Below are 19,581 nucleotides of genomic sequence, written 5' to 3'. Positions count from 1 at the left end.
CGGCAGCATTGATCCGCTTCATGCATCAATACATACCAACTATGCAATTAACATATCGATGTCCCTGCTCCACTATCCACCCCAATAAGAACCGTGCACCGCGTCCAGGCAGTGCACGTCATAAAAGCGGTGGAGTACACGTCAATGACAGCATCAATCCATTCCGGTCGCTCCCGGACCAGTGCGATTTTCCGAGTGACCTCGGGCAACTTCCTCGAGCAATTCGATTTCTTCCTTTTCGGCTTCTATGCCACGCAGATCGCTGCCGTATTTTTCCCTGCCAGCAGCGAGTTTGCGTCCCTGATGATGACGTTCGCGGTGTTCGGCGCGGGCTTCCTGATGCGTCCGTTGGGCGCCGTGATACTGGGCGCTTACATCGATGATGTGGGGCGCCGCAAAGGGCTGATCGTCACCCTGTCGATCATGGCCAGCGGTACGATTCTGATTGTGCTGGTGCCCGGATACGAAACCATCGGGCTGTTCGCCCCGGCCATCGTGCTGATCGGCCGATTGCTGCAAGGCTTCTCGGCCGGTGCGGAACTGGGCGGTGTATCGGTGTACCTCGCGGAGATCGCCACTCCCGGCAACAAAGGTTTCTTCACCAGTTGGCAATCCGCGAGCCAGCAAGTGGCGATCATCGTCGCGGCGGCTTTGGGCTATGGTCTGAACCAATGGATGGCGCCGACGATGATTGCCGATTGGGGATGGCGGATTCCGTTTTTCGTCGGCTGCATGATCGTGCCTTTCATCTTCTTCCTGCGCCGTAACCTGGAAGAAACCGAAGAGTTCACCGCCCGTAAACACCGGCCAAGCATGGGCGACGTGTTCCGCACCCTGGGACAGAACTGGGTCATCGTGTTCGCCGGGATGATGATGGTCGCCCTGACCACTACCGCGTTCTATCTGATCACCGTGTACGCGCCGACCTTCGGCAAAACCGTGCTGCACCTGAATACCTCCGATGCGCTGTTGGTGACCTTGCTGGTGGGCGTTTCGAATTTTTTCTGGTTGCCGATTGGCGGCGCGCTTTCAGATCGCATCGGTCGTCGCCCGGTACTGATCGCCATGGCGTTGCTGACGTTGGCCACGGCCTACCCAGCGCTGACCTATCTGGTGCAAGCACCGAGTTTCATCAACATGCTGTTGGTGCTGCTGTGGTTGTCGTTCATTTATGGCTTGTACAACGGCGCAATGATCGCCGCGCTGACGGAAATCATGCCGGTCGAGGTTCGGGTCGCAGGTTTCTCCTTGGCTTATAGCCTGGCGACGGCGGTGTTCGGCGGTTTCACACCGGCCATATCGACCTTCCTGATCCAGTACACCGGCGATAAGGCCGCACCCGGTTACTGGATGAGTTTCGCCGCGTTCTGTGCCCTGTGCGCGACGCTGTTTCTCTATCGCCGTGCCTCTGGCCGCCTGCAACCGGCCGTGTCGTGAACCACCCAACCTCTAACTGCGAGAGCTATTTGATGAAAAGGTTTTTCAACTTTACCGCCCTGGCCCTGGTGGCCAGTCTCGGTCTGAGTTCGATCGCCCAGGCTGAAGAAATCCGTGTAATGACGTCCGGTGGTTTCACGGCAGCCTACAAAATCCTCGGTCCGAAATTCGCCGAGTCTAGCGGCAACACCCTGGACACCGCCCTCGGTCCATCCATGGGAAAAGCCCCGGAAGCGATTCCCAATCGTCTGGCCCGCGGTGAGAAAGCCGACGTGGTCATCATGGTCGGCTATGCCCTCGACGACCTGATCAAGCAAGGCAAAGTCGATCCCGCTTCACGGGTCGAACTGGCGGATTCGCGGATCGGCATGGTGGTGCGTGAAGGTGCGCCGAAGCCGGACATCAGCTCGGTGGAAGGCCTGAAAAAAACCTTGCTCGACGCCAAGTCAGTCGCCTACTCCGACAGTGCCAGCGGCGTGTATATCGAGGATCAACTGTTCAAGCGTCTGGGCATCGAAAACCAGCTCAAACCCAAATCGAAGATGATCCCGAAAATCCCGGTGGGCTCGGTGGTTGCCACCGGCGATTATCAACTGGGCTTCCAGCAGGTCAGCGAATTGCTACCGGTGCCTGGGGTAAGTTTTGTGGCGAAAATTCCGGAATCGGTGCAATCGGTCACCCGTTTCGCCGCCGGTATTCCGGTCAATGCGCAACACCCGGCCGAGGCCAAGGCGCTGCTTGCGTACCTGGCCTCCAGCGCAGCCCAGCCGGACGTAAAAGCGACGGGGCTGGACTCAGTCAGCCACTGACCGAAGGTTGCTGGACTTTCATTTCCACCACCAGGCGCTCCAACGCCAATGCCGCCGGGGTTAACGTACGACCCCGGCGCTTGATCAACCCGACATTGCGCATCACCTGCGGATCGGTCAACGGTACCCGCGTCAGAATCGGGTGGTCCGCCGCCGGCATCGCCATCAACGGCACGGCAGCCACGCCCAACCCGGCCTCCACCAGACCGATCATGGTCGTCACATGACGGGTTTCGCAGATGCTCGGCCGCTGCGGCACCACGCCAGCCAGCGCTTGATCCAGCAAAAAGCGATTGCCCGAAGTCTTGTCCAGCGAGATGTAATCCTGCTGATAAAACTCATCCCATGTCACGCTGCTGCGTCCTGCAAGGGGGTGATCTCGTCTGCACGCCACCACATAACCTTCCTGCACCAGCGGCTCGAATTCGACTTCGGCTTCCAGGGTGCCCATGAAGCTCAGGCCAAAGTCCGCTTCACCGTTGACCACGGCACTCAATACCTCGTGAGCACTGGAGTCGAGCACCTTGACCTTGATCCGCGGAAATTGCCGATGGTAGTGGGCGATCACACGCGGCATGAAGTAGTACGCCGCCGACGGCACACAGGCGACGGTGACATGCCCGAGCCGGGTCGAGGCGACTTCGCTGATACCCAGTAGCGCCACGTCCAGGTCATCCAGCAGGCGTTCGACGCTGGGCATGAAACCACGCCCGGCCTGAGTCAGGCTGACCCGGCGAGTGGTGCGTTCGAACAATTTCACGCCCAGAGCATCTTCGAGCTTTTCGATCCGCCGGCTGAGGGCCGGTTGGGAGATACGCACGGTGTCCGCAGCCTTGCGAAAGCTGCCCTGCTCCACCACGGCGCGAAAGGCTTGCAGATCGTTAAGGTCGAAGTTGATGGTCATGGTGCGCACTCGGGAACGAACAGTTTGATCAGCTTATCCTATGAATGTCACTAATTGATGCTAAATGTAACGACATCTTGGGTGCCTGCAAAATTGCCATCGCGAGGCCCAAACATTTTCGTTCATGGCTGACGCATCCGGCTCCAGCCTTTATCCTTATCGCCCCCGCCGTATCGAGTTTTTGGAGTTTCACATGCCCCATGAAGGCAACCTGTTACAAGCCGCTGTCGTCTTTTTGTTCGCGGCGGTGCTCGCCGTTCCCTTGGCCAAGCGCCTGCAATTGGGGGCGGTGCTCGGCTATCTGTTTGCCGGGGTGATCATCGGGCCGTCGGTGCTGGGTTTGATCGGTAATCCACAAAGCGTCAGCCACATCTCCGAACTCGGGGTGGTGTTGTTGCTGTTCATCATCGGCCTCGAGCTGTCGCCGCGACGTTTGTGGGTGATGCGCAAATCGGTGTTCGGCGTGGGCCTGGCACAGGTGCTGCTGACCGGTTCGGTGATTGGTGTGCTGGCGTTGTTCGTGTTCGGCCAGTCCCTGAACAGTGCCATCGTGTTGGGCCTCGGCCTGGCGTTGTCGTCCACCGCGTTTGGCTTGCAAAGCCTGGCCGAGCGCAAGGAGCTGACCAGCCCCCATGGGCGGTTGGCGTTCGCGATTTTGCTGTTCCAGGACATCGCCGCGATCCCTTTGATCGCGATGGTGCCGTTGCTGGCCGGCGGTGATCACACCAGCAGCGCGGCCGAAGATTTGAACCATGGCTTGCGGGTGCTGGGCAGCATCGCGGTGGTGGTGATCGGCGGGCGTTATCTGTTGCGCCCGGTGTTTCGCGTGGTGGCCAAGACTGGTCTGCCGGAGGTGTCCACCGCCACCGCATTGCTGGTAGTGATCGGCACGGCGTGGCTGATGGATCTGGTGGGCGTGTCCATGGCACTCGGCGCGTTCCTCGCCGGTTTGCTGCTGGCGGACTCCGAATACCGTCACGAACTGGAAGCGCAGATCGAACCGTTCAAGGGCCTGCTGCTGGGGCTGTTTTTCATCAGCGTCGGCATGGGTGCCAACTTGAGTCTGCTGCTCAGTGCGCCGGTCGTGGTGCTGGGGCTGACCCTGCTGCTGATCGCCATCAAGCTGCCGCTGCTGTTTGTGGTCGGTCGACTGGCCGGAGGGTTGGGCAAGGTTAATGCGATTCGTCTGGGGATCGTGCTGGCGGCCGGTGGTGAGTTTGCCTTCGTGGTGTTCAAGATCGGTCGGGACCAGGGCTTGTTCGAGCCGCGCCTGTACGACTTGCTGGTGTTGACCATCACCCTGTCGATGGCGCTGACGCCGCTGTTGCTGCTCGCCTGCGCACGCCTGGTCAAACCCAAGGTGCAACCGGTGGAGGTGCCGCAGAAGTTCCGCGAAATCGACGCCGACACGCCCCGCGTGGTCATCGCGGGCATGGGCCGTATGGGTCAGATCGTGGCGCGGATTCTGCGGGCGCAGAACATCAAGTTCATCGCCCTCGACACCTCGGTGGAAACCATCGAACTGTCCCGCAGCTTCGGCGGCGTGCCGGTGTTCTACGGCGACCCGATGCGCCCGGAAATCCTCAGCGCGGCCAAGGTCGAGCAAGCGGAGTTCTTTGTGATCGCCACCGATGATCCGGACACCAACATCAAGACGGCCGAGGTGGTGCACAAGCTGTATCCGCACATCAAGATCATCGCCCGTGCCCGTAACCGTCAGCATGTGCACCGGTTGGTGGATGTCGGGGCGCAGGCGGTGCGGGAAACTTATTACTCCAGCCTGGAAATGACCCGGCGCACCCTGGTTGGCCTTGGGCTGACCCAAGCCCAGGCGGATGCGCGGATCAAGCGCTTTACCCATCACGACGAACAGGTGCTGGAGGCTCAGCACGCGGTGTATGACGATGCGGCCAAGGTGATGCAGACGGCGCAGGAAGCGCGGGCGGAACTGGCGAAGTTGTTTGAGTCGGATCAGCTGGAAGAGCAAGCGGGCAAGGTTTGAGGTAACGGTGATGGCTTCATCGCGAGCAGGCTCGCGATGAACGATAACGCAGTGTTCGAGGCACCCCGAACGCCCAGGGAAACTTATCGCTGACGCTCGTTGACACCCGCACCAAAGCCCTTGGGCAGCATGCGCGTGAGCGTGTTGTCGCGAACCCAGTAGTGATGGACCAACCCCGCCGCCGCGTGCAAACCGATCAGCCAGTAGCCGGCACTGCCGAGCCACTCATGCCAATGTTTGAATTGCTTGGCCAGCACGGGATCAACCGCCACGGGCGCCGGCAGGAAGAAATCGAAATACGGCATTGGCTTGCCGCCGGCGGCCAGCATCAACCAGGCCAATAGCGGTGTTGCGATCATCAGCACATACAGCGCCAGGTGCATGAGGTGCGAGACGCCGGTCTGCCAGGTTGACAGAGCCGGGGTAATCGGTGGCCGGGGGGTGAGGCGCCCGAGCAGGCGGACCCAGACCAACGCAAAAATGCTCAATCCGAATAAGCCGTGAAGCCCCAGAAAAAGGCCCCTCGAATCACTTCCACGGGGCAGTAGCCCTTTGATCTCGATGCAGCCATAAACGCCGACGAACAGCGCCAACATCAGCCAGTGCAAGGTGATCGAGAGTTTTCCATACCGGTGTACTGCTGAATCTCGGGTCATACAGAGCCTCTTGAAGATCGGTGGCGGCTGCCGACTCATTTCGTGCAGCCTGGATCCGGTTTCGTCGAACCGACCGGCGCCACCCTGCCTGTCCAGTCTTAAGACAATCTGAAGATAACCTTCAGACTTCGTTAAGAATCGCCTTTGATACTCCCCCCAAACTGACTCGGGGAGGCGTTCTTGCCCATGCACGATTTTGACTGGAACATCCCTCTGCCCCTGCACTTCGGTCAAGCCGAAACCTCGCAGATGAGTCTGGTCAGGGCCTTGCCAGACGATGCCCAGCGACCCGTCTTCGAAGCTTTTATCCAGCAGCGTTTTCGCAAGGCCCATGGCGCCGATATCCGCCATTTCATGCCACAACTGTTCGGCCTGAGCGATGAGTCCGACACGCTGTGTGCGGTGGCCGGCTTACGACTGGCCAGTGCCGAACCCTTGTTTCTGGAGCGTTACCTGGACGAGGCGATCGATCCGCTGATCAGCGCCGCTGCCGGCCAACCGGTGGACCGGGCCGGGATTGTCGAGGTCGGTAACCTCGCAGCCAGCGATACCGGTAGCGCGCGGCTGAGCATCGTCGCCATCACCTATCTGTTGGCCATGGGCGGGCTGGAATGGGTGGCGTTCACCGGCAACATCGGGCTGGTAAACAGTTTTCATCGCCTGGGTTTGAAGCCGGTGACGCTCTGCGCCGCCGATCCCGAGCGGTTGGGCGACGACCGTCACCACTGGGGCAGTTATTACGAGAGCCAGCCATGGGTGCATGTCGGCAACATCCGCGCCGGCTTCATTCATTTGCGCAACATCGGCCTGTTCAATCGCCTGGGGCTGCCAACCTCCCTTGAGGAGTCCAGCCATGTCGCCTGAAATGGAGCGTTTCAAACAAACCCTGCGCCATCACGCCGAACACAAAGGCAACGCCGTCGCCCTGTGGGGCGATCAGTTGAAACTCGACTACGCCACGCTGTACGCCGAGGTCACGGATCGCCAACAGCGTCTTCGTGATGAGCACGTCAAAGTGGTCGCGCTGGCCCTGGACAACGGTACCGAGGCGATGCTCTGGGACCTGGCCATCCTGTTCGAAGGCCTGACCTGCCTGACGTTGCCGCCCTTCTTCAGCCCGGCACAACGCATTCATTGCCTGCAACAGAGCCAGGCCGAACGGGTGATTGCCGAGCCGGAACTGGGCGCCGAACTGCAAGGGGCCGGCTACGAACACACAGGCGAATTCTGGCGTCGTTCCTTCAGCGGCCCGAACCTCATCCCCGAAGGCACCGCCAAACTCACCTTCACTTCCGGCACCACCGGCACACCCAAAGGTGTATGCCTGAGCGCCGAAAGCCTTTTGCGAGTGGCCCGTGAACTGGATCAGGCGAGCAAGCCCACCCATCCGCGACATCACTTGGCACTGCTGCCCCTGGCGATCCTGCTGGAAAACCTCGGTTGTTATGCCGCGCTGTATGCCGGCGCGACCCTGAGCGTGCCGAGCCAGAAAACCCTGGGCATTCAGGGGGCCAGCGGTGTCGATGTGCCGCGCTTGTTGGGGTGTCTGGCCTCCCGCGCGCCCGAGAGCTTGATCCTGGTGCCACAGTTGCTGCTGATGCTGGTCAGCGCCGCCGAGCAAAAAGCGTTCAACCCCCAATCGTTGCGTTTTGCCGCCGTGGGCGGTGCGCGGGTTTCCGAAGAACTGCTGCATCGTGCCCAACGCATCGGCATGCCAGTGTATGAAGGTTACGGATTGTCAGAATGTGCGTCGGTGGTGTGCCTCAATCGCCCCGGAGCACACCGCCCCGGCAGCGTCGGCCGGCCCCTGCCCCATGTAGAAATTCGCCTGGCCGACGACGGCGAAGTGCTGGTCAAGGGCTCGACCCTGCTCGGCTATCTGGGGCAAGCGCCCTACCACGATGAATGGTGGCCGACCGGCGATCTCGGCGAGTTCGACCCGGAAGGTTTTCTCTACCTCAACGGGCGCAAGAAGCATCAGTTCATCACCAGTTTCGGCCGCAACGTCAACCCGGAATGGGTCGAGGCCGAACTCACCCAGCGTCGCCACATCGCCCAGGCGTTCGTCTACGGCGAAGCGACGCCGAGCAACCACGCCCTGCTCTGGCCCCATCGGCCGGACTGCACCGATGAAGAACTGGCCACCGCCGTGGCCCAGGCCAATGAGGCCTTGCCTGATTACGCTCAGGTTCATCACTGGACCCGTCTCGATCAACCGTTCACCCCCGCCAACGGCCTGCTGACCGCCAATGGCCGACCGCGCCGCGACGCCATTGTCGAGCGTTACCGGGCGCTGCTCACTGAATCCGTTTTCCCCGAGGTATCTGCACCATGAGTTTTTTCGACACGCTGCAAGAAGCCACCTATCAAGAACGCCACGAGCTGTTCAATCTGCCGATCATCCGCGATGCCCTTGAGGGCAACGTGAGCCTGGACAGCTACCGCGCCTTCCTCACCCAGGCCTACTACCATGTGCGCCATACCGTGCCGTTGATGATGGCGTGCGGCGCACGTCTGCCGCAGCGTCTGGAATGGCTGCGCAAAGCGGTGTGCGAGTACATCGAGGACGAATACGGCCACGAACAGTGGGTGCTCGACGACATCGCAGCCTGTGGCGGCGACAAAGACGCCGTGCGTGATGGTCGTCCATCGCTGCCGATCGAGTTGATGGTCAGCTTTCTTTACGACCTGATTGCCCGGGACAACCCGGTGGGCCTGTTCGGCATGGTCAACGTGCTGGAAGGCACCAGCATCGCCCTGGCCACCCACGCGGCCGGCAGCATCCGCGAACGCTTGGCGCTGCCGGAGACCGCCTTCAGCTACCTGAGCTCCCACGGCTCACTGGATATCGAACACATGCAGACCTACCGCCGCTTGATGAACCTGCTCGAAGACCCGGCCGACCAGGCTGCGGTGATTCATGCCTCAAAGGTCGTGTACACGCTCTACACCGACATGTTCCGTGGCCTGCCGCGCGATGGGGAGAATCTGCATGCGCCCGTCTGAGGCACGCGTGGTATTGACCGGCGCCAGTGGCGGCATCGGCCTGGCCATCGCCGGCACCCTGTGTGCCAGTGGTGCACACGTATTGGCCGTGGCCCGGCATCGAGAGTCGCTGGAGCCCTTGCTCGAGCGCTACCCGGAGCAGTTGCGCTGGGTCGGGGCGGACCTGACCCTGCCCGACGACCGGCGCAAAGTGCTGGCGGCGGCCGAGGCCATCGGCGGCATCAACCTGCTGATCAATGCCGCGGGCGTCAATCACTTCGCCATGCTCGAACAGCTCGATGACAGCGAGATCAACGCCATGCTCGCGGTGAACGTCGGCGCGCCGATCAGCCTGACCAGGCTGTTGCTGCCGCTGCTCAGGCAGGCCGAGAGTGCCATGGTGGTGAACGTCGGTTCGACCTACGGCTCCATCGGCTACCCCGGTTACGCCAGCTATTGCGCCACCAAGTTTGCCCTGCGCGGTTTCTCCGAAGCCCTGCGCCGGGAACTGGCCGATACCCGGATCAACGTGCTCTACGTCGCCCCCCGGGCAACCCATACCAGCATGAACAGCGCGGCGGCCCAAGCGCTGAACGATGCGCTCAAAGCCAATGTCGACGACCCGCAAACCGTTGCCTCGGCGGTCATCCACGCCATTGCCGGTGACCGTCGCGACTTGTACCTGGGCTGGCCGGAACGCTTTTTCGTGCGCCTGAACAGTCTGTTGCCGCATCTGGTGGACCGTGGCTTGCGCAAGCAATTGCCGCTGATCCGTCGCCTGAGTCAGAAGCCCGATAAGGAGAGCCTCAAACCATGAAGAAAATTCTCGCCTGCTTGCTGTTCGGGGTACTGAGCCAAAGCGTCTGGGCGCTGGACGCCGCCGATCAGCAGCGCCTCAATGCCATCCAACAGAGCTGGGCGCACATCCAGTACGAATTGCCTGCCGAACAGCGCAGCGCCGCCTTCGAAAAACTCGCAGCCCAGGCCTCGGCGTTCACCCGGGAACGCCAGTCCCTGGCCGAAGCGTGGATCTGGTCCGGCATCGTCACCAGCAGTTGGGCCGGCGCCCAGGGTGGCCTCGGTGCCCTGAGCAAGGCCAAGGCCGCCAAAGTCGATCTGGAAAAAGCCCTGGCCATCGATCCCAAGGCCCTGCAAGGCTCGGCCTACACCAGCCTCGCGGCGCTGTATGATCGGGTGCCCGGCTGGCCTATCGGTTTCGGCGACGCCGACAAGGCCGAAAAACTGTTGAAGCAGGCCTTGGACCTGAACCCGACCGGCATCGACAGCCTGTACTTCTGGGGTGATCACCTTTACCGTCAAAAGCGCTATGGTGAAGCTCGGGATGCCCTGCAAAAAGCCCTGCACGCCGCGCCCCGTCCTGGCCGGGAAAGCGCCGACGCCGGGCGTCGCAAAGAGATCGAAGCATTACTGGGTGACGTGAACAAGAAACTCGACTGACAGGAGTCCCGTGTGCGCTTATTACTGATCGAGGATGACGTAGCCCTTGGCGAGGGCATTCATCAGGCCCTGGGCCGTGAGGGTTACACCGTCGACTGGCTGCAGGACGGCAGCAACGCCTTGCATTCACTGCTCAGCGAAACCTTCGATGTGGCCGTGCTCGACCTCGGCCTGCCGCGCATGGACGGTCTGGAAGTGCTACGCCGCTTGCGTGACAGCGGCTCGAACCTGCCGGTGCTGATCCTCACCTCCCGGGATGCCACTGAAGACCGCATCGCCGGGCTGGATGCCGGCGCCGACGATTACCTGGTTAAACCCTTCGATCTGGCCGAACTCAAGGCTCGCCTGCGAGCTTTGTTGCGCCGCAGTGCCGGTCGCGCGCAAGTGCTGATCGAACACGCTGGCATCTGCCTGAACCCCGGCACCCAGCAAGTCAGCTATCAGGGCGAACCGGTGGCGCTGACGCCCAAGGAATATCAACTGCTCCATGAATTGCTCTCGCCTCCGGGCCGGGTCATGACCCGCGATCACCTGATGCAACTGCTTTACGGCTGGAACGAAGAAGCCGAAAGCAACACCCTGGAAGTGCACATCCATCACTTGCGCAAGAAGTTCTCCACCGACCTGATCCGCACCATTCGTGGGGTGGGTTATCTGGTGGAGGAGCGTCGATGACTTCGATCCGGCGTCGCACCCTGACGCTGATCATCGGCCTGATGCTGACGGGGTTGGCAATCCTCAGCGTGTTCAACCTGCACGACAGCAATCACGAAATCGCCGAAGTCTACGACGCCCAACTGGCGCAGAATGCCCGGCTGCTGCAGGGTGTGATGCGCATGCCGCTGGCCAGCCATGAACACGCCGAACTGTATCAAGCGTTCAACAAGGCCTTGAGTGAAGCGGTGCCGGGCGTCGATGGTCACCCCTATGAAGGCAAAATTGCCTTTCAGGTGTGGAATAGCAAAGGCGAAGTGCTGGTGCACACCGCCAGCGCCCCCTCCTTCACCGTGCCGCCGACGACACATGGTTTCAGCGATGTGGTGGATTTGAGCAGCCGTCATTGGCGGGTGTTCGTGCTCGAAGACAAAGAGAATGACCTGCGCATCTGGGTCGGTGAACGGGACGACGTGCGTGCAGACCTGGTCGACCGGATCGTGCGTCACACCCTGTGGCCCAATGTGCTGGGCAGCCTGATGCTGGCGGCCATGGTCTGGCTGGCCATTGGCTGGGGGCTCAAACCCCTGGCCGATATGGCGGCAACGTTGCGGGCACGGCACAGCGGTTCTCTGGAGCCGTTGCAACTGACCCCGTTGCCCAGCGAACTGGAACCGATGCAAGCGGCGCTCAATCGGATGCTCGCGCAAATTCAAGAGGTGCTTGGCCGTGAGCGGCGCTTCATCGCCGACGCCGCCCACGAATTACGTACGCCACTGGCCGTGTTGCGGGTGCATGCGCAAAACCTGCTGGAAGCCGGCACGGAACAGGAGCGTCGTGAGTCCCTGGCGTTTCTGATTGCCGGGGTCGACCGCGCCAGCCGTCTGGTCAATCAATTGCTGACCATGGCCCGTCTCGAACCCAAGGCTGTGACGCCGGTGCTGCACAGCATCGACCTGAGTGAAACCGTGCGCGCCAGCCTGGCCCAGCTCACACCCTGGTTACTGAGCAGGAACCTGGAACTGGCTTTCGACGCCGAGGATCGGCCTTTCAAAGTCCTCGCCGACGCCGGCACCATCGACATCGCCCTGAACAACCTGGTCACCAACGCGGCGAATTTTTCGCCGGAGCATGGCGTCATCACCGTGCAATTGAGCCAGGACGACGGGTTCTACAATTTGAGCGTCCAGGACCAGGGACCGGGCATCGACGAAGCGGATCGCGCACGATTGTTCGAACGCTTTTACAGCCGTGGAAACACCGGCGGCGCAGGCTTGGGACTGGCCATCGTCAACACCATCGCGACGCGGCTGGGTGGGCGGATTACCCTGGTCAATCCGCCCGAAGGCGGGTTGCGGGCGACGCTGTCGATTCCTGTTGACCAGCACCATTGAACACTCTGTGGCGAGGGAGCTTGCTCCCGCTGGGCTACGTAGCGGCCCCAAAATCTGAACAATCGCCGATTTTTGTGAGTGCTACGCACTCAAGCGGGAGCAAGCTCCCTCGCCACAGGTTTCTCACTGACTCAAGATTCCATTACCCGAGCGAGGCTAGCCCGCGAAGAACGATAACGCGGTGTGCCAGACCTGACGCCTTCGCAGGCAAGTCGGATCGCCGCACCGCTCGCTCCTACAAAGGAATGGAGCCTCGCAGCAGAGCCTGCTCACGCTCACACAACTCCACCACGTAATCCCACAACACCCGCAGCCGCACCGACTTGTGCAGCTCGCGCCGCGTACTGATCCAATAGCTGCGCTGGATGCTTTCGTCCGGCAGCAACGGCACCAGTTCAGGATCGGCGCTGGCCATGTAGCACGGCAGCACGGCGATCCCCAGGCCCGAGCGTGCGGCCTGTTGTTGGGCGATGACGCTGGTGCTGTGAAACACCACCTGAGGGTTACGGCAGAAGCTGTTGAGGAACATCAGTTCCTGGCTGAACAGCAAATCATCGACGTAGCCGATCCACGCGTGGCGGCCGAGGTCTTCGCGGCTGCGCAGCGGTGGCGAGCGGTCCAGATAGGCCTGGCTGGCGTAGAGCGCCAGTCGATAGTCGGTGAGTTTGCGGGTGACCAGCATGTCGGCGGCCGGGCGTTCGAGGTGAATGCTGATCTCCGCTTCACGGTTGAGGATGCTGACGAAGCGCGGCACCGCCACCAGTTCCACTTCCAACCCCGGATAGCGTTCGAACAACCCGTTCATGCGGCTGGCGAGGAACATGATGCCCAGCCCCTCCGTCACCCCGACGCGGATCTTGCCCAGCGGCGCGGTGGATTGGGTGATTTCTTCCTGGGCCAGTAGCGCGACGTTTTCCATGGCCTCGGCGTGCTTGAGCAGCGCTTCGCCAGCCGGGGTCAATTCGTAGCCTTGGGCATGCTGGACGAACAGCGCGGTGCCGAGGCTTTTTTCGATGGCCTCGATGTGCCGGGCCACGGTGGCGTGGGTGGTGTTCAAGCGGCGGGCGGCGGTCAGCAAGCGGCCGCTGCGCTGCAATTCAAGAAAAAACCGCAGGTCATTCCAGTCGAACATGAACCATCCTTGACGTTATGCCGTTACTAACGGCTGTTTAAAAACGCACAGCAGCTGCGCAAAAACTAACATTCTTTTAACGAAAGCTAACAACTAGGATGACCGACAACAAGAACAACAATACGAGGTCAGGGATGCAGACTTCCCTTGATGAATACGATTACATCGTGGTCGGCGCCGGGCCGGCCGGGTGTTTGCTGGCCAATCGACTGTCAGCCAACCCGCAACACCGCGTGTTGCTGCTCGAAGCCGGCGGCCGCGACAACTATCCGTGGATTCACATCCCCGTGGGTTACCTGTTCTGCATCGGCAACCCGCGCACCGACTGGTGTTTCAAGACCGAGTCGCAACCGGGCCTGCAAGGCCGTGCCCTGAGCTACCCGCGCGGCAAGGTGCTCGGCGGCTGTTCCTCGATCAACGGCATGATCTACATGCGCGGCCAGGCTGGCGACTACGATGGCTGGGCGGCCGAGGGCAATCCCGGCTGGGGCTGGCAAGACGTGCTGCCGCTGTTCAAACAGAGCGAAAACCATTTTGCCGGCGATTCGGAGTTTCACGGCGCCGCCGGCGAATGGCGGATCGAGCGGCAACGCCTGTCGTGGCCGATTCTCGATGCCTTCCGCACTGCTGCCGAACAAAGCGGCATTGCCAGCATCGATGACTTCAACCAGGGCGACAACGAAGGCTGCGGCTATTTCCAGGTCAACCAGAAAGCCGGGGTGCGCTGGAACGCGGCCAAGGCGTTTCTCAAACCGGTCCGTCACCGCACCAACCTCACGGTGCTGACTGATGTTGAAGTCGACCGCGTGCTGCTGGAAAACGGCCGTGCCTCGGCGATCAGCGCCCGTTGGCAAGATAAGGCGAAAACCTTCAAGGCGCGTAAGGAAATCATCCTGTGTGCCGGCTCCGTCGGTTCACCCGGCATCCTCCAGCGTTCCGGCATCGGCCCTCGCCCGCTGCTGCAACAACTCGGCATCGGCGTTGCCCATGAACTGCCCGGCGTGGGCGGCAACCTGCAGGATCACCTGCAACTGCGGCTGATCTACAAACTGGAAAACGCCCGCACCCTGAACCAGATCGCCGGCACGCTGTGGGGCAAGATGGGCATGGGCCTGCGTTATCTGTATGACCGCAGCGGCCCATTGTCCATGGCCCCAAGCCAACTCGGCGCCTTCGCCCGTTCGGGGCCGGAGCAGACCTCGGCGAACCTCGAATACCACGTGCAACCCCTGTCGCTGGAGCGCTTTGGCGAACCGCTGCACGCCTTCCCCGCCTTCACCGCGTCGGTCTGCGATCTGCGCCCGCAAAGCCGTGGGCGCATAGACATTCGCTCCGCCGACCCGCGGGAAGCGCCGCTGATTCAGCCCAACTACTTGAGCCATCCCGAAGACTTGCGAGTGGCGGCCGACGCGATCCGCCTGACCCGCCGCATCGTTCGCGCCCCCGCCCTGCAAGCGTTCAAACCGGTGGAATACCTGCCCGGCGACAGCTTGCAGAGCGAAGAGCAATTGCACGAAGCCGCCGCCCGGATCGGCACCACCATTTTCCACCCGGTGGGCACCTGCCGGATGGGCAACGACGCGGAAGCAGTAGTCGACGCTGAGCTGCGCGTGCATGGAATCCCCGGCCTGCGCATCGCCGACGCCTCGATCATGCCGCGCATCACCTCGGGCAACACCTGCTCGCCGACATTGATGATCGCCGAGAAAGCCGCGCAACTGATCCTCGAAACAACCGCAAGGAGTTTTGCCCCTGACGAAAAAGCACTGACCGCAGTCTCTTGAGCAAAGGAATAGCGGCACCCGCCCACAAGGCTGGCGTCGACAGTGGAACAACAAAAACAATCACTGTGAGGGATACCGATATGTCAGAACATGTTCAGCCCCTGGAAGCCGTCCGCAGCGCGGGCACCAGTCAGGAAACCCAGAAAGTCATCTTCGCCTCGTCCCTGGGGACGGTGTTCGAGTGGTACGACTTTTTCCTCTACGGCGCCCTCGCGGCGGTCATCAGCAAACAGTTCTTCGCCGGGGTCAACGACACCACGGCGTTCATTTTCGCGCTGATGGCCTTCGCCGCCGGCTTCATCGTGCGCCCGTTCGGTGCGTTGGTGTTCGGACGGTTGGGGGACATGATCGGGCGTAAATACACGTTCCTCGCGACCATCGTCCTCATGGGTCTGGCGACTTTCTGCGTCGGTTTGCTGCCGACTTACGCGAGCATCGGCATCGCCGCGCCGATCATCCTCGTGGTGCTGCGCATGCTCCAGGGCCTGGCGCTGGGTGGTGAGTACGGCGGCGCTGCCACTTACGTCGCCGAACACGCACCGATCGGCAAGCGCGGCTTCCACACCAGCTGGATTCAATCCACCGCCACCCTCGGCTTGCTGCTGTCGCTGCTGGTGGTGCTCGGCTGCCGTTACTTCACCGGCGACCAGTTCGAAGTCTGGGGCTGGCGTATTCCGTTTCTGTTTTCGATCGTGCTGCTGGGCATTTCCACCTGGATTCGCCTGAGCCTGCACGAGTCGCCTGCGTTCGTGAAAATGAAAGAGGAAGGCAAACTCTGCAAGTCGCCGCTGCGCGATTCCTTCGGCAAATGGGAAAACCTTAAAGTGGTGCTGATCGCCCTGTTCAGCATCAACGCCGGGCAAGCGGTGACCTTCTATGCCGCGCAGTTCTACGTGCTGTTCTTCCTCACGCAGTTCCTGAAAATGGACCCGGCCCTGGCCAACAGTCTGCTGATTGTCAGCGTGATCATTGGCGCACCGTTCTTCATTTTCTTCGGCTGGCTGTCGGATAAAGTCGGGCGCAAACCGGTGCTGATGATCGGCCTGCTGCTGGCGACTGCACTGTACTTTCCGATCTTCAAGTCCATCGCCCACTACGCCAACCCGGCCATCGACCAGGCCAGCCGTCAGGCACCTATCACCGTGCTGGCCGACCCGGCCACCTGCACCTTCCAGTTCGACCCGGTGGGCAAGGCGAAATTTGATAGCCCGTGCGACAAGGTCAAAACCTTCCTGGTCAAACAGGGCCTGCCCTACAGCAGCGAAGCGGCCCCGACCGGCAGCGGTGTGCAGGTGAGCGTCGGTGACGTGAAGCTCGACGGCTTTGACGAAGCGGCCCTGCGTGGCGCAGTGACCCTGGCCGGGTATCCGTCAAAAGCCGACATCCAGCTGATCAATAAACCGATGATCGTGGTGTTGATCGTCGCGCTGATCATCATCTCCGCCATGTGCTACGGCCCGCTGGCGGCGCTGATGGTCGAACTGTTCCCGACCCGCATTCGCTACACCTCGATGTCCCTGCCCTATCACATCGGCAACGGCTGGTTTGGTGGTTTCCTGCCGACGGTGTCGTTTGCCCTGGTGGTGTACACCGGGGACATCTTTTACGGGTTGTGGTACCCGGTGGTGATTACCGGGGTGAGCCTGGTGGTGGGGATGATGTGTTTGCGCGAGACGAAGAACGTGGATCTCGATAAAAACTGAGCGCTAACGGGAGGTTAGTTTGTGGCGAGGGTGCAAGCCCCCTCGCCACAAAATGTTTTCTGCACATCAGGTCTTGAGCACCTCAAACGTCACTTCGTCAGGATAGAACGCCACATACCCGCCAATCTGCGCAACCGACACCTTGGGGTGCTCATAACTCCATACCGCATTGGCACCTTCATGCCCGGGGATCTGCAGGCTGTAGTAGCTGGCATCGCCCTTGTACGGGCAATAGCTGGTGTGGTCGGTGCGGGCGAAATACTGTTCGGCGATGTCCTCCCGCGGGATGTAGTACACCGGAGGATAATTGGTCTCATGCATGACCAGCGCCCGAGTGGACGACGCCACTTGAATGCCATGGAACTTCACCACCACGCAGCCGGGTTGGGGGACGATGGAGATGGGACTACCGGCACCTGGGACTTTCATGAAGTAGGTTCCTCTGTTGCTGTTGTGCGGTTTCCGCGCCCCAACAGGTATACCCCATGTTCTGGTATCGCGAGTACTTCGCAGCCGAACGGAGCGTGCTTCAGTCGCTGGATTGACCGCTGTCATCAAACGCAACAGCTCAAGCTGTACATCCATACAGATAAAGATTGCTCCATCGCTCATCAACCGCCATTCTGTGCACCTCTCGAACACTGATCGATGATGGTGGTTATGCGGCTGTACCTCTGTGAAAAACCTTCCCAGGCCAAAGATATCGCGGCCGTGCTCGGCGCCAGGCGTCGGGGCGACGGCTGCTGGCTGGGAACGGACGTCACGGTGACCTGGTGCATCGGCCACCTGCTGGAAACCGCGCCGCCGGATGCCTACGACGCGCGTTACAAGCGCTGGGTGCTGGCGGATCTGCCGATCATTCCCGAAAAATGGAAAATGACCGTCAAGCCGCGCACGGCCAGCCAGTACAAGGCAGTCAAACGCCTGCTCGGCGAGGCCAGTGAACTGGTGATTGCCACCGACGCCGACCGTGAGGGCGAGATGATCGCCCGGGAACTGGTGGAACATTGCCGTTATCGCGGGCCGATCCAGCGGCTGTGGTTGTCGGCCCTGGACGATGCATCGATCCGCAAGGCGCTGGCGGCGCTCAAGCCGGGGGCCGAGACGTTCAGCCTCTATCATTCGGCGTTGGGGCGCTCCCGGGCCGACTGGTTGATCGGGATGAACATGAGTCGGCTGTTCACCCTGCTGGGGCGTCAGTCCGGCTATCAGGGCGTGTTGCCGGTCGGTCGGGTGCAGACGCCGACTTTGCGCCTGGTGGTGGATCGCGACCGCAGCATTGCCGATTTCGTCCCGGTGGCCTACTGGGCCATCGACGTGCAACTGCTGCACGATGGCACTGCGTTCACTGCCCAGTGGCGCGCGGCGTCCGATGCTTGTGACGATCAGGATCGCTGCCTGAACCAGGCGCTGGCCCAGCAGGCGGCTGCGGCCATTGGCAATGCGGCGAGCGCTCGGGTGATCAAGCTACGTACCGAGCGCATGCGCGAAGTCGCGCCGCTGCCGTTCGACCTGGGTACTTTGCAGGAAGTCTGCTCGAAAAAACTCGGGCTCGGCGCCCAGGAAACCCTCGATATCGCCCAGGCCCTGTATGAAACCCATAAAGTCATCACCTACCCGCGCAGCGACTGCGGCTACCTGCCCCTGAGTCAGCACAGCGAAGCGCCGGGTATTCTGGCGGCGCTCCGGCAAGCCGATCCGGCCCTGAACGCCTTGCACGATTATCTGGAGCCGCAACGCCGATCGCGGGCCTGGAACGATGCCAAGGTCAGCGCGCACCACGGCATCATTCCGACCGCCGCGGCGAAGAATCTCGATCGACTGGTGGGCAAGCAACGGGCGGTCTACACCCTGATTCGTGCGCGTTACCTGGCGCAGTTCCTGCCCAATCATGAATACGACCGCACCCAGGCCGACTTCGACTGTGCCGGTGAAGCCTTGCGTGCCGTGGGCAAGCAGATTGCCGAGCCCGGCTGGAAACGCGCCCTGCCCGAAGCCCTCGCGCCCGCCAAGGGCCGCGAAGCACCGGCACCGCAAACACTGCCGACACTGGCCGAAGGGCGTGACTGCGCGGTGGCCGACGTGAAGCTCAAGGACCTCTGGACCCAGCCGCCCAAGCCATTCACCGAAGGCGATCTGATCAAGGCAATGAAGAACGTTGCCAAACTGGTGGAAGATCCGCTGCTCAAGCAAAAGCTCAAGGACACCACCGGCATCGGCACCGAAGCCACACGCGCCTCGATCATCCAGGGCCTGTTGGATCGTGGTTATCTGATCAAGAACGGCAAGGCCCTGGCCGCGACGCCGGCGGCTTTCAGCCTGATCGATGCGGTGCCGCGCGCGATTGCCGACCCCGGCACCACGGCGATCTGGGAACAGGCGCTGGACATGGTGCAGAGCGGTGAAATGAGCCTGGAAGAATTCGTCACCAAACAGGCCGCGTGGATGAGCAAGCAAGTGGCACGTTGCGCCGGCCTGAACCTGACCATCAGCGGGCCGGCAAGCCCGGCCGGGCGTGGCGCCACACCGTGGAAAAACAAACGCAAACCCGCCAAACGCAAGCCTTCGACTGGAACCAAGCGCGCGGCGAAACCGGCGGGCAAGGTTTGAGGGCAGCGAATCGAAATGGTCTAGTGTTCTTCAATGTCAGTTAAGACACCGAA

The 19,581-nt window shown here is 61.5% G+C and carries 17 protein-coding genes; 13 read left to right on the top strand and 4 right to left on the bottom strand.

Annotated elements, in window-relative coordinates:
• The first annotated feature begins 144 nt into the window (after positions 1–144).
• Positions 145–1,437 (top strand): MFS transporter, encoded by a 1,293-nt coding sequence (locus AC07VO_RS23990; protein WP_018929736.1) that lies wholly within the window; start codon positions 145–147, stop codon positions 1,435–1,437.
• A gap of 32 nt (positions 1,438–1,469) precedes the next feature.
• Entirely contained in the window at positions 1,470–2,246 is a 777-nt protein-coding gene (locus AC07VO_RS23985) for a substrate-binding domain-containing protein (RefSeq protein ID WP_019579429.1), read from the top strand.
• On the opposite strand, the gene AC07VO_RS23980 is transcribed toward AC07VO_RS23985, so the two are convergent.
• Entirely contained in the window at positions 2,236–3,150 is a 915-nt protein-coding gene (locus AC07VO_RS23980; protein ID WP_018929738.1) for a LysR family transcriptional regulator, read from the bottom strand. The genes AC07VO_RS23985 and AC07VO_RS23980 overlap by 11 nt on opposite strands.
• Positions 3,151–3,343: 193 nt before the next feature.
• Here AC07VO_RS23980 and AC07VO_RS23975 point away from each other — a divergent pair, with 193 nt between their 5' ends.
• Positions 3,344–5,152, top strand: a complete 1,809-nt coding sequence (locus AC07VO_RS23975) for a monovalent cation:proton antiporter-2 (CPA2) family protein (RefSeq protein ID WP_018929739.1) — start codon at positions 3,344–3,346, stop codon at positions 5,150–5,152.
• An 83-nt stretch (positions 5,153–5,235) separates the two neighbouring features.
• On the opposite strand, the gene AC07VO_RS23970 is transcribed toward AC07VO_RS23975, so the two are convergent.
• The gene (locus AC07VO_RS23970; RefSeq protein ID WP_026286689.1) at positions 5,236–5,808 is read right to left on the bottom strand and encodes a cytochrome b; all 573 of its coding nucleotides are present in this window, start codon (positions 5,806–5,808) and stop codon (positions 5,236–5,238) included.
• 186 nt (positions 5,809–5,994) lie between these two features.
• Between AC07VO_RS23970 and AC07VO_RS23965 the strand changes: the two genes are divergently transcribed.
• The 7 genes from AC07VO_RS23965 to AC07VO_RS23935 are packed head-to-tail and all read left to right on the top strand — an operon-like array spanning position 5,995 to position 12,299.
• Complete coding sequence (locus tag AC07VO_RS23965) at positions 5,995–6,672, top strand: thermostable hemolysin (RefSeq protein WP_018929741.1); 678 nt, start codon at positions 5,995–5,997, stop codon at positions 6,670–6,672.
• Complete coding sequence (locus AC07VO_RS23960) at positions 6,662–8,143, top strand: AMP-binding protein (protein ID WP_086946219.1); 1,482 nt, start codon at positions 6,662–6,664, stop codon at positions 8,141–8,143. Before AC07VO_RS23965 ends, AC07VO_RS23960 begins: the two co-directional genes overlap by 11 nt.
• Positions 8,140–8,814, top strand: coding sequence for an iron-containing redox enzyme family protein (locus AC07VO_RS23955; protein ID WP_018929743.1), 675 nt, complete (start codon positions 8,140–8,142; stop codon positions 8,812–8,814). The genes AC07VO_RS23960 and AC07VO_RS23955 overlap by 4 nt, the downstream gene beginning before the upstream one ends.
• Positions 8,801–9,610, top strand: coding sequence for an SDR family oxidoreductase (locus AC07VO_RS23950; RefSeq protein ID WP_018929744.1), 810 nt, complete (start codon positions 8,801–8,803; stop codon positions 9,608–9,610). The genes AC07VO_RS23955 and AC07VO_RS23950 overlap by 14 nt, the downstream gene beginning before the upstream one ends.
• Complete coding sequence (locus AC07VO_RS23945) at positions 9,607–10,251, top strand: tetratricopeptide repeat protein (RefSeq protein WP_018929745.1); 645 nt, start codon at positions 9,607–9,609, stop codon at positions 10,249–10,251. The genes AC07VO_RS23950 and AC07VO_RS23945 overlap by 4 nt, the downstream gene beginning before the upstream one ends.
• A gap of 12 nt (positions 10,252–10,263) precedes the next feature.
• Entirely contained in the window at positions 10,264–10,926 is a 663-nt protein-coding gene (locus AC07VO_RS23940) for a response regulator (protein ID WP_018929746.1), read from the top strand.
• On the top strand, positions 10,923–12,299 hold the full coding sequence (locus tag AC07VO_RS23935; RefSeq protein WP_086946218.1) for a sensor histidine kinase: 1,377 nt from the start codon (positions 10,923–10,925) through the stop codon (positions 12,297–12,299). The genes AC07VO_RS23940 and AC07VO_RS23935 overlap by 4 nt, the downstream gene beginning before the upstream one ends.
• Positions 12,300–12,534: 235 nt before the next feature.
• Here AC07VO_RS23935 and AC07VO_RS23930 read toward each other — a convergent pair whose 3' ends face one another.
• Complete coding sequence (locus tag AC07VO_RS23930) at positions 12,535–13,431, bottom strand: LysR family transcriptional regulator (RefSeq protein ID WP_018929748.1); 897 nt, start codon at positions 13,429–13,431, stop codon at positions 12,535–12,537.
• Between the two features lie 134 nt (positions 13,432–13,565).
• On the opposite strand from AC07VO_RS23930, the gene AC07VO_RS23925 reads away from it, so the two are divergent.
• Together AC07VO_RS23925 and AC07VO_RS23920 are read left to right on the top strand one after the other, a co-directional pair.
• Entirely contained in the window at positions 13,566–15,215 is a 1,650-nt protein-coding gene (locus tag AC07VO_RS23925) for a GMC family oxidoreductase (RefSeq protein WP_086946217.1), read from the top strand.
• Positions 15,216–15,295: 80 nt separating this feature from the next.
• Entirely contained in the window at positions 15,296–16,918 is a 1,623-nt protein-coding gene (locus tag AC07VO_RS23920; protein ID WP_018929750.1) for an MFS transporter, read from the top strand.
• A gap of 66 nt (positions 16,919–16,984) precedes the next feature.
• Here the strand turns inward: AC07VO_RS23920 and AC07VO_RS23915 are convergent, their stop codons facing one another.
• Positions 16,985–17,347, bottom strand: a complete 363-nt coding sequence (locus AC07VO_RS23915; protein WP_018929751.1) for a DUF427 domain-containing protein — start codon at positions 17,345–17,347, stop codon at positions 16,985–16,987.
• A gap of 231 nt (positions 17,348–17,578) precedes the next feature.
• Here AC07VO_RS23915 and AC07VO_RS23910 point away from each other — a divergent pair, with 231 nt between their 5' ends.
• Positions 17,579–19,528, top strand: a complete 1,950-nt coding sequence (locus AC07VO_RS23910; protein WP_064618348.1) for a DNA topoisomerase III — start codon at positions 17,579–17,581, stop codon at positions 19,526–19,528.
• Positions 19,529–19,581 lie beyond the last annotated feature (53 nt).

Source organism: Pseudomonas sp. GW821-FHT03E01, from assembly GCF_059420765.1.
Note: the sequence above shows the minus strand (reverse complement) of the source record. Positions and strands in the feature narration are given on the sequence as shown.

Coding starts and splice junctions, on each gene's coding strand:
- AC07VO_RS23990 (WP_018929736.1), top strand. CDS start 145: ATGACAGCATCAATCCATTCCGGTCGCTCCCGGACCAGTGCGATTTTC.
- AC07VO_RS23985 (WP_019579429.1), top strand. CDS start 1,470: ATGAAAAGGTTTTTCAACTTTACCGCCCTGGCCCTGGTGGCCAGTCTC.
- AC07VO_RS23980 (WP_018929738.1), bottom strand. CDS start 3,150: ATGACCATCAACTTCGACCTTAACGATCTGCAAGCCTTTCGCGCCGTG.
- AC07VO_RS23975 (WP_018929739.1), top strand. CDS start 3,344: ATGCCCCATGAAGGCAACCTGTTACAAGCCGCTGTCGTCTTTTTGTTC.
- AC07VO_RS23970 (WP_026286689.1), bottom strand. CDS start 5,808: ATGACCCGAGATTCAGCAGTACACCGGTATGGAAAACTCTCGATCACC.
- AC07VO_RS23965 (WP_018929741.1), top strand. CDS start 5,995: ATGCACGATTTTGACTGGAACATCCCTCTGCCCCTGCACTTCGGTCAA.
- AC07VO_RS23960 (WP_086946219.1), top strand. CDS start 6,662: ATGTCGCCTGAAATGGAGCGTTTCAAACAAACCCTGCGCCATCACGCC.
- AC07VO_RS23955 (WP_018929743.1), top strand. CDS start 8,140: ATGAGTTTTTTCGACACGCTGCAAGAAGCCACCTATCAAGAACGCCAC.
- AC07VO_RS23950 (WP_018929744.1), top strand. CDS start 8,801: ATGCGCCCGTCTGAGGCACGCGTGGTATTGACCGGCGCCAGTGGCGGC.
- AC07VO_RS23945 (WP_018929745.1), top strand. CDS start 9,607: ATGAAGAAAATTCTCGCCTGCTTGCTGTTCGGGGTACTGAGCCAAAGC.
- AC07VO_RS23935 (WP_086946218.1), top strand. CDS start 10,923: ATGACTTCGATCCGGCGTCGCACCCTGACGCTGATCATCGGCCTGATG.
- AC07VO_RS23930 (WP_018929748.1), bottom strand. CDS start 13,431: ATGTTCGACTGGAATGACCTGCGGTTTTTTCTTGAATTGCAGCGCAGC.
- AC07VO_RS23925 (WP_086946217.1), top strand. CDS start 13,566: ATGCAGACTTCCCTTGATGAATACGATTACATCGTGGTCGGCGCCGGG.
- AC07VO_RS23920 (WP_018929750.1), top strand. CDS start 15,296: ATGTCAGAACATGTTCAGCCCCTGGAAGCCGTCCGCAGCGCGGGCACC.
- AC07VO_RS23915 (WP_018929751.1), bottom strand. CDS start 17,347: ATGAAAGTCCCAGGTGCCGGTAGTCCCATCTCCATCGTCCCCCAACCC.
- AC07VO_RS23910 (WP_064618348.1), top strand. CDS start 17,579: ATGCGGCTGTACCTCTGTGAAAAACCTTCCCAGGCCAAAGATATCGCG.